General features: G+C 33.4%; 12 protein-coding genes. 9 read left to right on the forward strand and 3 right to left on the reverse strand.

What is annotated here, in order from left to right; translation table 11 throughout:
* The first annotated feature begins 422 nt into the window (after positions 1-422).
* From NSS71_RS02325 to NSS71_RS02355, 7 genes are all read left to right on the forward strand, one after another.
* Positions 423-1430, forward strand: coding sequence for a metal ABC transporter substrate-binding protein (locus NSS71_RS02325; protein WP_341151276.1), 1008 nt, complete (start codon positions 423-425; stop codon positions 1428-1430).
* Between the two features lie 138 nt (positions 1431-1568).
* A complete protein-coding gene (locus tag NSS71_RS02330; RefSeq protein ID WP_341151277.1) occupies positions 1569-2213 on the forward strand; it encodes an SGNH/GDSL hydrolase family protein in 645 nt (214 codons plus the stop codon).
* A 177-nt stretch (positions 2214-2390) separates the two neighbouring features.
* A complete protein-coding gene (locus tag NSS71_RS02335; protein ID WP_251687426.1) occupies positions 2391-3671 on the forward strand; it encodes an MDR family MFS transporter in 1281 nt (426 codons plus the stop codon).
* A 226-nt stretch (positions 3672-3897) separates the two neighbouring features.
* Entirely contained in the window at positions 3898-4449 is a 552-nt protein-coding gene (locus NSS71_RS02340) for a sigma-70 family RNA polymerase sigma factor (RefSeq protein WP_251686858.1), read from the forward strand.
* Positions 4434-4850 carry a PadR family transcriptional regulator gene (locus NSS71_RS02345; protein WP_095257683.1) on the forward strand — a complete coding sequence of 139 codons (417 nt, stop codon included), beginning with the start codon at positions 4434-4436 and terminating at the stop codon, positions 4848-4850. Before NSS71_RS02340 ends, NSS71_RS02345 begins: the two co-directional genes overlap by 16 nt.
* On the forward strand, positions 4843-6078 hold the full coding sequence (locus NSS71_RS02350) for an FtsW/RodA/SpoVE family cell cycle protein (protein WP_341151278.1): 1236 nt from the start codon (positions 4843-4845) through the stop codon (positions 6076-6078). Before NSS71_RS02345 ends, NSS71_RS02350 begins: the two co-directional genes overlap by 8 nt.
* A gap of 16 nt (positions 6079-6094) precedes the next feature.
* A complete protein-coding gene (locus NSS71_RS02355; protein ID WP_341151279.1) occupies positions 6095-6703 on the forward strand; it encodes a VanZ family protein in 609 nt (202 codons plus the stop codon).
* A gap of 22 nt (positions 6704-6725) precedes the next feature.
* On the opposite strand, the gene NSS71_RS02360 is transcribed toward NSS71_RS02355, so the two are convergent.
* Entirely contained in the window at positions 6726-7613 is an 888-nt protein-coding gene (locus tag NSS71_RS02360; RefSeq protein WP_251686865.1) for a LysR family transcriptional regulator, read from the reverse strand.
* Between the two features lie 205 nt (positions 7614-7818).
* Here NSS71_RS02360 and NSS71_RS02365 point away from each other — a divergent pair, with 205 nt between their 5' ends.
* Positions 7819-8859 carry a 2,3-butanediol dehydrogenase gene (locus NSS71_RS02365; RefSeq protein ID WP_047942912.1) on the forward strand — a complete coding sequence of 347 codons (1041 nt, stop codon included), beginning with the start codon at positions 7819-7821 and terminating at the stop codon, positions 8857-8859.
* 96 nt (positions 8860-8955) lie between these two features.
* Here NSS71_RS02365 and NSS71_RS02370 read toward each other — a convergent pair whose 3' ends face one another.
* Positions 8956-10488, reverse strand: a complete 1533-nt coding sequence (locus tag NSS71_RS02370) for a DHA2 family efflux MFS transporter permease subunit (protein ID WP_047942913.1) — start codon at positions 10486-10488, stop codon at positions 8956-8958.
* A gap of 275 nt (positions 10489-10763) precedes the next feature.
* On the opposite strand from NSS71_RS02370, the gene NSS71_RS02375 reads away from it, so the two are divergent.
* Complete coding sequence (locus NSS71_RS02375) at positions 10764-11672, forward strand: TetR/AcrR family transcriptional regulator (RefSeq protein ID WP_047942914.1); 909 nt, start codon at positions 10764-10766, stop codon at positions 11670-11672.
* 76 nt (positions 11673-11748) lie between these two features.
* On the opposite strand, the gene NSS71_RS02380 is transcribed toward NSS71_RS02375, so the two are convergent.
* Positions 11749-13095, reverse strand: a complete 1347-nt coding sequence (locus NSS71_RS02380) for an amino acid permease (RefSeq protein WP_047942915.1) — start codon at positions 13093-13095, stop codon at positions 11749-11751.
* Positions 13096-14007 lie beyond the last annotated feature (912 nt).

Here is a 14007-nt window from a genome sequence, read left to right on the forward strand (position 1 = left end):
TATAAATCGTAATAGTTTCGGTTTGTTTGGAATGGAGTTTATTTAATCCTAGTAATTCCTAGACGTGCATGAATCGCCGGCAGGTGGTAAAAAAACATGTTGAGAGAATAAGTGACATTCAGGTTTCTCGGTGGATAGGTGTAAGGCAAAGTGAGAATAGTAGTTTTTGAACAAATGCGATATCCATAGTTTTCATACATAATTTAAACTTTGATCTTACAGGGCTATATTATATCTTGGGTATGAACAAACAAAGGTTTGGTCATTATGAGAGTAAAAAAACACTAGTTTTTACAGAAACAGAGATCGCAATTAAAATTTAAAATTAAGGAGAACAGAATAATCCAGATCGAATGGAGCTTATATTGTTTAATATTAAAAGAAATGCATAAAGAAAGTAAATAAAAGGCAGGGTGATAAAAATGGGGAAAAAATTTACATTAGTAACTATTATGTTACTTGCAATATTGGTGATAGCTGCATGTGGAAAAGGAGAAAATAATGCTTCCAACCGGGCAAATAAAGAGAAACTGAAGATCATGACTACCTTTTATCCTATGTATGAGTTTACCAAAAATATAGCTGGTGACAAGGCAGATGTAAACTTACTTATTCCTTCGAATCAAGAACCACATGGATGGGAGCCAACACCAAAAGATATCGCCAATGTGCAAACTTCAGATTTATTTGTTTTTAATAGTATATATATGGAAAGTTTTGTAGATACAATTAAATCTGCTGTTGATAATAAAGAAACAGTGTTTGTTGAAGCAAGTAAAGGTATTACATTAAAAGAGGGAATAACAGATGAGCATGATCATGAAGGCGAAGAAGGAGAGCACGAGCATAATGGGGAAGAAGCTGACCATGACCATGAAAGTGAAGAAGCAGAGCATGAGCATAGACATGAGAAAGATCCCCATGTCTGGTTAAGTCCAGCACTAGCGATTAAAGAAGTAGAAACAATTACAGAGAGCATAATTAAAGCGGATCCAGACAATAAAGAAACATATCAAAAGAACAGTGAAAAATATATAGCGAAATTAACTGCACTTGACCAAAAATATCAGGATGAACTAAGCAAAGTAGCGAAAAAAGAAATGATTACACAACATGCCGCATTTGGATATTTAGCAAGTGAATATGGACTAACTCAAGTACCAATCTCTGGGATATCACCAGAACAAGAGCCAAATGCACAAAGATTAGCTGAATTAAAAGATTTTGCAAAAGAACATGATATTAGCGTTATTTATTTTGAAGAAACGGCTTCGCAAAAAGTTGCAGATACGCTTGCCACTGAAATTGGGGCAAGAACAGAAGTACTAAGCACCTTAGAAGCGTTAAGCAAAGAAGATGAAGAAAGTGGAATGGATTATCTTAAAGTAATGGAACGTAATTTAGAAAAAATTGTCCAGGCACAACAATAATTGAATTTCTTACAGCCTCTCTTGGAGTTTTTTAATTTCCGATTGAGGCTTTTTGTATGGGAAGAAATGGAAGGTTGCTTTGCGAAAGAAATACATGCTATTGTATAAATGAAAACGTTCTATGGAGGGATAATTGGGATGGAAGCAAATCAACGATTCGTATTTATAGGAGATAGTATTACACATGCGGGAAAAATGGAAGATAGGGAAGGCATAGGTTATGGGTATGTTCGTTATATTAAAGACTACTTTACTATTAATCAACCAGAAGCATTGCCAAGTATTGTTAATAAAGGGATAAATGGAAATAGAATCACTGATTTAGAACAACGCTGGGAAGCAGATGTCCTCTCCTTACGTCCAGATCTAGTCTCTATATCAATTGGAATTAATGATGTATGGAGACAGTTAGACCAGCCTCAACTAGAACAGGTTACTCCAGCTAAATTTAGCACTATTTACGATCGTTTATTAGAAAAAGTAAAAAAGGAAACAAATGCTAGTATTTTTTTGATGGAGCCAACCGTAATTGAAGAAGCGATTGAAGCAGAAGGCAATATTCTTTTAAAAGATTATGTAACAGTCATTCATCATATAGCAGCCAAGTATGATGCAGTAGTTGTGCCTACACATCAAGTATTTATGGAATATTTACAAAAACAAAATCATCAAGTATTAACGACAGATGGAGTACATATGAATTCTGCTGGTAATATGCTAATGGCGCAAACATGGTTACAGGTTTACAAAAAGTTTAAGGAAGATAAAAGTAGTTTTAGATAATCGATAAAAAGAGGAAAGGATTGAAAACATGTCTCTTATCGATAGACTAACTAATATAAAATCTATTTAAAAGGATATAGAGACATCATTATAATAGAAAAGAAAGTCTTTCCTAAACCGAAATATCAAGGTATGATAGGGGAAATAAATAGAAAGAGAGTGACAACTATCATGACGATGCGACTTAGAGATTGGGATCGGAATTTAAAGATTCGTCTTGCTGGTGAATCAACTGTTAATGTAACGTTTTGGATGTTTTTTCCATTTTTAGCAATATACTTTACAGAATCCTTTGGGAAATCAATTGCAGGATTCTTATTAATACTTTCTCAAGCCTTTTCTGTTGTTGCTAATTTGCTTGGCGGCTATTATGCTGATAAATTCGGTAGAAAGAAAATGATGGTAATATCAAGTCTTGCCCAAGGAATTGCCTATTTAATCTTTGCTTTTGCTAGCTCTCCGTGGCTTGATTCCCCAGCTATTAGTTTTATCTGTTTCACTGTTATCAGCTTGTTTACTAGTATTTATTGGCCAGCAAGCCAAGCGATGGTAGCTGATGTAGTAAACGAAAAAGACAGAAGCAGTGTTTTTGCTATTTTTTATACTTCTACCAATATTGCAGTAGTAATTGGTCCGATTCTTGGTGGATTCTTTTATAAAGATTATCGTTTTTTCCTCCTTTTAGCAGCTGGACTATTAAATATTATATTGAGTATAGTTTTAAAAACTTGGATTGCTGAAACAGCTCCGCCATATAAAGAACTAGATGATAAGAAAAAGAATTGGGCTATGGCGCTTGGGGCACAGTTAAAAGACTATCAGGTGATAGTAAGGGACCGAACGTTTTTACTGTTTATTTTAGCGGGAGTATTAATAGGGCAAACCTTTATGCAGCTAGATTTATTATTACCAGTTTATGTAGATGAAATGGTTGCTACGCAAAACTTATTTTCTCTTGGCAATTGGTCTCTAGAAATTCAAAGTACACAAGCTTTTGGATTAATACTAGCAGAAAATGGATTGGTCGTAGCCTTATTTACCATAATTGTTACAAGATGGATGTCTAAATTTAAAGAGAAGAATGTTTTTATTATTTCCTCCTTTATATATGCGATCGCAGTTATCATATTTAGCCAAACTAGCTTAATTTGGGGGTTAATGTTCGCGATGCTCTTATTTAGTTTTGCAGAATTGATGACAGCAGGAATTCAACAAAGTTTTATTTCTGAGATTGCTCCTGAGGATCAGCGTGGTAAATATTTTGCGGCAGCAAGTCTGCGGTTCACTTTTTCAAAAATGATTGCTCCATTATCCATTCCGATGAGTGCCTGGTTCGGATTTGAATGGACATTCTTCATTATTGCTATATTAGCGATAATAAGTGCGTTCATTTATCAGGTGATGTTCAAACAATTTGAAACGAAAAAAAGAAAGTTAAATACAGTGAAACCACTATGAGGAGTATAAAAGGTATAATGTATGGGAGATTTCCAGCTTCGGACGTTTCTTTATAATCTGATCATTTTCTAATATAACACTTTCCTAATGGCTATTTTTATAACTAATTAGGAAGGTGTTTTTCTTTTAAAGGCTTTATTTTAATAATGAGATTGATTTACACGAATTTATCCAAACCTTTTTCTCCTGTGTGTCGTCTAATTGTTAGGTTAGGAGGTTTATTGTTTTGGAAGAATTGTCAGCATGCTGGAAAGAAATAGACAATAAAGAAGAAGTATTTGATGAAATTATGATTACATATGGACAAGAGCTATTACATTTAGTCTTTTCATATGTCAAAAATGAAGCGGTCGCAGAAGAATTAACACAAGATATTTTTGTGAAAGTATATTATTCCATCCATAAATATAAAGGCAAATCTAGTTTTCGAACATGGCTTTGGAGAATTGCTATTAACCACTGTAAAGATTATTTGAAAAGCTGGTATACAAAAAATGTCATAAAAGTGGATGACGAATATATTTATGGAGAAGACAGTAAAGAAAATATTGAACAAGCCATTGTTCAAAAAGAGGAAGAACAATGGCTTGTGCAGGCTGTGATGAGTTTACCTATTCTGTATCGAGAAATTATCTTCCTCTTTTACTTTGAAGAATTAACGATAAAGGAGATTGCCAGGATAATAGGGGTTAATGAAAATACGATCAAAACCCGATTAAGAAGAGCGAAGCAATTATTAAAAATGATTGGAGATGAAGAAAAATGGAAAAACGACTAAAAAAACTACAAGCTGGTTTAAAAAAGACTTATTTTAATCATCTTTCATTTACTGCTGAGCATCGCAAAGAAATTATGAAAAAAATTCAAATAAAGAATAAGGAAGAGGAAATTCTTTTAGCAGCTTTGCAATTACTTCATACTAGAAAAACTGGTTTTGAATTAACAGAGTTGTTACGTGCTCGCGGCTTTCAAAAGTTTGAGAATCAAGAAGGATTTATCTATACTTTTCTGCATCGATTGGAACAGAGAAATATAATTGCTTCAGAGTGGGACAATAACAAGGTTAAATATTACCAAATAGATCGCAAAGGAAAAAAGCTCGAAAAAAAGTTGGCAGCAGAAGGGGGACGCAGCAAAAATATTAGAGAACTGATAGATTGGGTGTACGTAAATGAATAATAAACATTTATTTTTGGATAAAGTGACAGAGCAAGTGAAATCGAAAGAAGCAAAGGAATCGATTAAATTAGAAATGGAGTATCATATTCAACTTGCAAAAAAAGGATGGATAAAAAAAGGGTTGTCAGAAAGTGAAGCAGAAGAAAAAGCAATTAATGAAATGGGAAGTCCTTCCCAATTAGGACGAGAATTAAGTGAAATCTACCGTCCGACGATTGATTGGGCTATTGTTACCTTAACAGTGAGTCTGTTAATGATAGGGATTTTGCCAACGTTATCTTCTTCTCATCATTTTATCATTCTTAAGTTATTAATGACTTGCTTGGGGATTGGAATAGTCATTGGCTTTATGTATGTAGACTATCGCAAATTTGCTAATTTTGGATTTTTATTTTATGCAATAGGATCGTCGTTATTGATATCCATTATTTTCTTTAGCAATCATATGATTAATGGAGCGAACTATATAAAAATTGGACCAATTATACTCCAAGGCATAATGGCCATCCCCTTTTTTTTATTAGCTTGGGCTTCCTTTTTTAGTAAGAAAGAATTTACATATGTTTCTTTCTTGTGTTTATTTTTCTTTTCATGTGTCTTATTTCTCTTCGGATTTGATAGTATTTCTACTGTTTTTATTTATATTTTTACAGTCGCAATCATGCTATTTTGGAGCAGCTTTTCTAAACGGAAAGTCTTTATTACATATGGAATAGGAACAATTCTTCTTTTATGGCTTCTTTTTCTTACAAGAGGAAGTTATCAATTAAATAGACTAATGGCATTTCTATTTCCTGAAAGATATGCCGAAGAAGCTGGTTATTTTTATTTATATCGACAAAAAATGTGGGCTGATTTAAAATGGGTTGGTTCACCAGATATGGAAGTGTTAACTTTTATTAATAATACAGACACAGTTTTTCTGCAGCTCACCTATCAATTTGGATATGCGTTGGCTGTGTTTCTTGTATTATTATTTGGAGCACTTATTCTGAAGATGATTGGCAATGTCAAAAAAATAAAGAATCCATATGCGAAATTTCTATTAATAGGATCTATTACGCTGTATAGTGTTCAAGTTGTTTATAATCTAGGAATGTGCGTAGGATTTCTACCGGTTATTTCATTATCCTTGCCATTCATAAGCTATGGTCTTGTTCCAACCGTTATTAATGCTTTATTAATTGGTCTTATTTTAAGTATTATGCGCAGAAAAAACTTTCAATAATATTTGGGGGCACGATATGATTAGAATGTATCTTGAGTCAATGGTTATTTACATATTGATTGGAGCACCGATTTATCTGATAAGTCGATATTTATCTGTTAAATATAAAACACAACCAATAGTTTGGATGAAAGAAACTCTCCTCTTCCTGTTTGTGATGTTCTGCATAGGGGTAGCATCCCAGACTATTATTCCCCATTGGTATATGACAGTTGAGGATGGTAAGGAGCAGCTTTATATTCAATGGTCTGAGGGACTAAGAAGCATTAATCTTATCCCTTTTGCCACGATTATTTCTTATTTTGCTCTAGAAAATGATCAAGTAAGTAATTGGAATGAAGTGTCACTGGTCAATCTATTAGGGAATATTCTTATTTTTGTCCCTTTTGGTATTTTTCTCCCATTATTATGGAAAGCATTCAGAAAGTTTTCCTCCATATTTTGGATAGCTATCTGTATTCCTCTTTTGATAGAAATAATTCAATTATTTATAGGGAGAAGTACGGATATTGATGATGTTATATTAAATGCCGTAGGAATTATGTTTGGGTTCGGTCTTTATAAGATGTTCCAGAATCTTTTTCATAAAGGGAAAGATTCTGGCGTTAGAAGAAATAGTAAATAATGCAGCTGGCAATAGGCTAACCTTATGTCAGCCTATTTAAGAACTCTTTAGCTACCTTAGAAATACCTTTATCTATTGGATAAATATATCCGAAGTAATAAGTATTTATTATGGTATCAACGAAAGGCAGAGTTACATAGCTATCATTGTTTGCTAACCCAGTTATTGTTTTAAATGCATAATCATAGCCAATGTTAATGGCCGTATTTCTTTCTAAGGCATACCGAATAGTTTCCACATTGTTGGTTGTAAATAATATTTCCATGTCATCATCGACAATATCTAAGTTTTGCACGAATTCTAAAATAGAATGATCATTATACAAAATAATAGGCTGGTTTATTAACATTTCCTCTGTAATATTTTCATTGTTTGCTAAAGGAGAGTCTTTATTTACTGCTACAACCATGCATCCATCATATAGTTTATGGAAATGCAAGCTGCTGTTTTTCTTGATATCCTCCTCGGTATAAATAATGAAACCAATATCTATTTCCTCTTTTTTTACTTTTTCAATTATATGCTGTGAGTTATCTTCCTCAATAGATGCCTTTATGTAAGGGAACTCTTTTTTGTATAAAGTAATTTGATCAGCTAATAAATCCAGCGGTCCAGGAAAGGTGGCAATTTTTAACTCACCTTTTAGGATATGGGCAAAGCTTTCAGCTTCGTCTAAAAACTCTTGGAATTTCTCTAGTACACCAGTAGCTTTTTGGATGAGTATTTTTCCTTCCTCAGTTGGATAGGTCCCCTTTCTAGAGCGATGAAAAATTTCAATGTTCAACTCTTTCTCTAGTTTTGTTACAGACTGACTAAGGGCAGGTAAAGAAATATTTAACTTAGTTGCAGCTGTCTTTAAAGAGCTGGAATGGGAGATTTCTACTATATATTTTAATTGTTCTATATTCATAAGTAGTTCCTTTCTTAAAAAGAAGAATATAGTTAAGTAATCGTTAACTATAGTTAATTATAATATAATTTTAAATTAATCATATAAGTACTATAATTAAATTGTTTCTGAAACTTAAGTTTTTTAAGGCCTTAAATAACAAGTTGCTCAAAATAAAAGGATACGGCTATAAACCTATTAAGGTCAAAGGGGATGTTTGTTAAAAATGAAAGCATTAAGATGGCATAACCAAAAAGATATTCGCTTAGAAAATATAGAAGAACCGCAAGTAGCACCAGGAAAGGTAAAGCTTAAAGTAAAGTGGTGTGGAATTTGCGGGAGTGATTTACACGAATATTTAGGAGGTCCTATCTTTATACCTGTGGATCAGCCACATCCTTTAACAAATGAAGTGGCTCCTGTAACATTAGGACATGAATTTTCTGGAGAAATAGTAGAAATTGGAGCAGGCGTAACCGACTATCAAGTGGGAGATCGTGTGGTGGTGGAACCTATTTTTGCTACACATGGTCACCAAGGCGCTTATAACTTAGATGAGAATATGGGATTTCTTGGTTTAGCAGGAGGCGGAGGAGGTTTCTCTGAATATGTTTCTGTTGATACAGAATTACTGCATAAATTGCCGGATGAGTTATCCTATGAGCAAGGCGCATTAGTAGAACCTTCTGCTGTTGCTTTATACGCAGTAAGATCAAGTAAAATACAGGCAGGGGATACGGCAGCAGTTTTTGGCTGTGGTCCAATTGGATTGTTAGTAATAGAAGCTTTAAAAGCAGCAGGGGCGACAGATATTTATGCAGTTGAGCTTTCTCCTGAACGCCAGGCAAAAGCAGAAGAACTTGGTGCAATCGTTGTAAATCCAGCTAATTATGAAGATGTTGTTGCAGAACTTGTTCGCCGCACAAATGGTGGAGTAGATGTCTCCTTTGAAGTAACTGGCGTTCCAGTAGTTCTAAGACAAGCCATTCAATCCACTACTATTTCTGGTGAAACTGTTATTGTAAGTATTTGGGAAAAAGGAGCGGAAATTCTTCCTAATGATATCGTTATTAAAGAACGTACTATTAAGGGAATTATTGGTTATCGAGATGTATTTCCAAGTGTGTTGAATTTAATGCGAAAAGGCTACTTTTCCGCAGACAAATTGGTGACTAAAAAGATTAAATTAGATGAAGTGATTGAGGAAGGTTTCCAATCACTGATTTCTGAAAAAAATCAAGTAAAGATTTTAGTAAGTGCTGAATAAACAAAGCAATGATCATAAACAAGGATGTCCATTAAAGGAACATCCTTGTTTTTTTATACAAAAACAGCCAGCGATTGACGCTGACTGTAAGTAAGTTTATTCAACTGCTTCTTTCATTTTCGCTGGACTAGTTTGCTGCTCTGTATCTTTTGGCGGAACAGCCCGCTTTACAAATGCTGCAAGAACAAGTGCTACAATGACAATTCCGACAGAAATAAGGAAAGCATCATTAATTCCTTCCAGCATTGCCTGCATTCCCAGCTGTTCCTTCATAGTGGCAATTGCTTCAGGAGTTGGCTGAGTGGTTGTATTACTCATTTGCTGCATTGCATTAGCTGCTAGTTCCTCACCATGTGTTTTGGTACGTTGTGACATGATTGTAATCATAACTGCAGAACCAATCGCCCCAGAAACTTGAGACAATGTATTATTTAAAGCTGTCCCATGAGGATTCATTCGAGATGGTAATTCATTTAAACCATTCGTCATAATCGGCATCATAACCATGGACATACCAAACATACGCAAGGAATAGATAAGAACAAGTGTAGTTGTCGTAGTGGTCATGGATAATTGACTAAACATATATGTTGTAATGGCAGTCAATGTTAAACCAACTAAGGCAAGTGTTCTTGCTCCATATTTATCAAAAAGTCTTCCTGTAATAGGAGACATAATCCCCATAATAATAGCACCAGGCAATAATAAGAGACCAGAGTGGAATGGTGAAATGCCTCTCACGGTTTGAATGTACATTGGCATTAACAACATCGCAGAGAATAGTGCAATGTTTACCACAACAGTAATTACTGCTGATAAGGAGAATAACGGATACTTAAAGATTCGGAACTCTAGCATTGGAGTAGTCATTTTTAATTGACGAAGAACAAAGAAAATAAGGGCTATTGCACCAATAATCAAAGTTCCATAAACATGAATATTACTCCAGCCTTTTGTACCGGCAGAGCTGAATCCATATAGTAATCCGCCGAAACCTAAACTAGACAATATGACAGATAAAAGATCGATATGAATATCTACTTTTTCCTTTTTGTCTTTAATTTTAAAAATCGCTGATATTAACACAATAATAGCAATTGGTGAAACAACATAGAACAACATTCTCCATTCATAATGTTCAACAATATACCCTGATAATGTAGGGCCGATTGCTGGAGCAAAAGTCATGATTAGACCAAAAACACCCATAGCACTTCCACGTTTTTCAACAGGAAAGCTGGTAAGTAAGAAGTTCATTAAAACTGGCATCATAATGGATGATCCAGAAGCCTGTATCATTCTCGAAAGCAATAGTACTGGGAAAGAATGAGCCATGCCAGCCATTAATGTACCGATTGTAAATAAGGACATTGCTATTATAAACAATCTTCTTGTTGAGTATTTTTGAATTAAAAAGGCAGATGTTGGAATCATAATTCCATTTACAAGCATATATCCAGTTATTAGCCATTGGCCAACAGAAGGATCAATTTTGAAATCCGCACTAATAGATGGTAAAGCGATATTTAAAAGCGTTGAATTTAAAAATGCGACAAAGGCACCTGCCATTAAAATAACGATAATGCCATATGGCGGTTTTTTTTCATTCGATGTTGCATTTGTGTTCATTAAAACAATTCCTCCCTATGAACTTTACGTTCTTTTTATCCATTGGATCTAAGCTTAAATAATAATATACCTGTAGTATAAATAATGCAATAAAAATGTTTAGAATCCCTAAGTAAAAAATAATTACTTAATAATTCTACTTTTTTTCTTTAGCTGAAACCTTGCTATTACAATAATCCACCATTACTTTTTTATTGGGATGATTGTAAATCTGTTCTAAATGACCTAGTATATAAATTGAACCGGTAGTCTAAATTTATATTCAAGGTGGTTAAATGAATAAACGTAAAAAGCAAGTAATGGATAAAGCACATGAATTATTTATTGAAAAAGGATTTCAGCAGACATCAATCCAAGATATATTAACTGCAAGTAATATTTCAAAAGGTACATTTTATAATTACTTTTCCAGTAAAAATGAATTGTTAATTTCAATTTTTAAAAATATTTATACGGAATTGGAATGGCAAAGAAAACAATTACTAATGGGTCAAGACGAAACAGATAGCACCCTGTTTATCAAACAAATTGAAATGTTGATTCGAACAAATAACCAATATAAAATCATTTCTTTATTTGAAGAAATTCTTTTTACAAAGGATGAAGAATTAAAAAATTATATTAAAAATAGAAGAATACATGAGCTTAGCTGGATTTATAATCGATTAGTTGATGTATGTGGTGCACAAAATAAAACGTATTTATTAGATTGTTCTATCATGTTAATGGGAATGATTCATTCTAGTATTTTTGTACATTCATTAATCTATCAAGACCACGCAAATATACATCAAATTGTTCAATACTGTGTAAATCGGGTGCTTGATATGGTTAACCATTTATCTAAATCTAATGAAGTCCTTATAAAACCAGATACGCTTTATAATTGGATTGCACTTCAATCCATGAACGATGATGATGTGGGAAAGAAGGAAATTCTTTGTATGCTTTATGCGTTTAAAGCAGATTTAAAAAAAGATAAAGAATTGCTATCTAGTCAAGAGAAAATAGAACAATTGTTAACATTTATCGAAGAAGAGGTAGAGATCAAATACCCAAGATATTTTTTAATGGAAAGTACATTAATGTCCCTAATGCAAGAGGTAAAAGAGACACCATATGCTAAAACGGTTCAAAAACTTAGTGATAGTATAAAAAAGGTATATTCCAAACGGAATCAATGACAGTGTAGAAGGAAAAGTCAAAGCTTAAACGTTGACTTTTCCTTGTTTTATTCTGTTATATAAATTTAAATCTGATTTACTCTGCACAACCCGCCTTGTTTTTTCCCAATTTATGTCGCATGAAAAAAGTTGCTGATGCGATAATTAGGACAAATGCTAAGCTTACAAAAAAGCCGATCCGGACTTCCTTTTCAATAATGGTACCTGCGATAGCTGTGACAATAAGTAAAATCCCAAAGGAAGACTTTAGTTTATCCCATAGTTTTCCTTTAAGTATTTTAAAGGAGGAAAGGAGGATAAAAGTCCAGTTATATAATAAAAGAATCCCAGCAGCTGTTGTAATGTATTCGAATATTTTTCCGGGTAATAAAAGGGCAGCGACAACAGATGCAAAGAGCCCTATTCCTCCAAGAATAAAAGAAGGGAGAGGCAGCTCATTAAACTTTTTTAATTTTTTTTGGAAAATTTTCGGAGCGTCTCCATCTTTCGCTAAAGTTACCAATAGACTTGTTACACCGAATAACGAAGCTGTCATGGTGGAGAATCCTGCAATAATGATAGCACCATTAAAAACATGTGGGAAAAAGGTTAAGTGATAGTCCGATAACGCTGTTACGAAGGGACTTTCTTTTTCTGAAAACTGATCGAGCGGTGCTAATATTGTCGCTAATCCTAATGAGAGAACATAGATTATAACGAGAATGATAAGCATATTCGTACCTGCTTTTGGTGCATCTTTCTTATCTTTCAACTGCATTGCCATTAACCCAATAACCTCAATTCCTCCATATGCATAAAATGCAAATAGTAAAGAAATCCAAAATCCTTTGTAGCCTTTAGGAAAAAGGTCGTCTATAGATTTAGGGACAGAAACAGCACCATTGCCTCCATGAATCCAACCAAAAACAGCAGCAGCAGCTAAACCGATAAACATTATAATGGCCGCTGTCTTAATAATAGCCAAATAATTTTCGACACGATCGAATCCTTTTGTTCCTAGAAAAACAACAAACAAAGAAAGAACAGCATAAATACAAGCGAATACCCATAATGGGACTTTAGGAAACCAGAATTGAGATAACAAGGAGAGAGCGGTTAATTGGCTTCCCATGATTAGAATGTTAGAAAACCAATAATTCCAGCCACAACTAAAGCCAGCCCATGGGCCAAATGCTTTATTTGCATAATAACAAAATGACCCTTCCTGTGGATCCTCCGCAGTCATTTTTGCCAATTGATTAAAAACGATATACGTTCCAATCGCTGCTAAAATGAAGGTGAAAACAATGGAGGGGCCTGTTTCCATAATTCCAAGGCTGGAACCAAGAAAATATCCCGTTCCAATTGTACAGCCCACACCAATTAATGATAACTGCCACCATTTAAGATTTTCTGTTTTTGAATCTGCTTTTTTATTTGTCATTGTGTTCTCCTCTTTAAGTAATAATGAAGGGATTACAAAAAAGATAATGTTAATCTCTATTAGTATGGCAGCTTTTTCTGCAATTATTTGTGTAACTAATAAACATTAAAAAATAGATTGGAACTATAGCACCTATGTAATAAAAAGAAAAAATATTTACTGATGAAATAATGGTGAAATGATGGTATCTCAGATAACAGGGAGATATTATTTTAGAGGAGAAAAAATGATTGGATTTGCCAATTGTTTATTTGTTTTATTCAACTTTGAATGGCAAAATGAAAATCAAAACTAAAGTTAACAAGGGAACGACTTGTTCTGTATTTTTTTCACTTAACCATAAAGAAGAAAATAGGAATGGGCAGAGATTAAAAACCTGCCTCTATTTTTGATGAAAATAAGTAACGTTTACAGGGGTTTATAAGTCGTTTGGAGAAGTATAAAGGAGTAATAGATACAGTTTGTCGACATAAAGAGTTTTTAATCTGCTATGTAAACTTTCGATTATCAAGAGAGGGGGGGACAGACTAAATGAATAGTAACTTGTTTTTTTAGCATAATAGTTTATAGAGTAAAAAATAAGACAATTTTGATTAATAATTTATTTTGTTGGTTTTATGGCTTTATACTCTCTTTTCGTGATAAATATCACTTTTCTTGAAAAAAACTCTGATTTTTTGTCAAACTTACATTTATTTTTGTTCAAAAAGTGGTATTATATTAAAGGAGTTTAATGATGGAGAGGTTGTACATCTTCTTTTAGTATGTAGAAAAAGAGTTTAAAAAGTTTTGTACATACCTTCATTCATTTTAACTAGAGTTGGTTAAAAATTATCTTTTGCAAATTTTTGTGCATAGAATCACAAAACATTTGTTAATAACATTTAAGCTAAGTGCTTATAGTAAAGGAGA

The sequence above is a fragment of the Niallia sp. FSL W8-0951 genome, assembly GCF_038006525.1.
Taxonomy (GTDB): domain Bacteria; phylum Bacillota; class Bacilli; order Bacillales; family Cytobacillaceae; genus Niallia; species Niallia circulans.

Bases quoted from the DNA above. Each gene is read 5' to 3' on its own strand.
- NSS71_RS02325 (WP_341151276.1), top strand. From the start codon at position 423: ATGGGGAAAAAATTTACATTAGTAACTATTATGTTACTTGCAATATTG.
- NSS71_RS02330 (WP_341151277.1), top strand. From the start codon at position 1,569: ATGGAAGCAAATCAACGATTCGTATTTATAGGAGATAGTATTACACAT.
- NSS71_RS02335 (WP_251687426.1), top strand. From the start codon at position 2,391: ATGCGACTTAGAGATTGGGATCGGAATTTAAAGATTCGTCTTGCTGGT.
- NSS71_RS02345 (WP_095257683.1), top strand. From the start codon at position 4,434: ATGGAAAAACGACTAAAAAAACTACAAGCTGGTTTAAAAAAGACTTAT.
- NSS71_RS02350 (WP_341151278.1), top strand. From the start codon at position 4,843: ATGAATAATAAACATTTATTTTTGGATAAAGTGACAGAGCAAGTGAAA.
- NSS71_RS02355 (WP_341151279.1), top strand. From the start codon at position 6,095: ATGATTAGAATGTATCTTGAGTCAATGGTTATTTACATATTGATTGGA.
- NSS71_RS02360 (WP_251686865.1), bottom strand. From the start codon at position 7,613: ATGAATATAGAACAATTAAAATATATAGTAGAAATCTCCCATTCCAGC.
- NSS71_RS02365 (WP_047942912.1), top strand. From the start codon at position 7,819: ATGAAAGCATTAAGATGGCATAACCAAAAAGATATTCGCTTAGAAAAT.
- NSS71_RS02370 (WP_047942913.1), bottom strand. From the start codon at position 10,488: ATGAACACAAATGCAACATCGAATGAAAAAAAACCGCCATATGGCATT.
- NSS71_RS02375 (WP_047942914.1), top strand. From the start codon at position 10,764: ATGAATAAACGTAAAAAGCAAGTAATGGATAAAGCACATGAATTATTT.
- NSS71_RS02380 (WP_047942915.1), bottom strand. From the start codon at position 13,095: ATGACAAATAAAAAAGCAGATTCAAAAACAGAAAATCTTAAATGGTGG.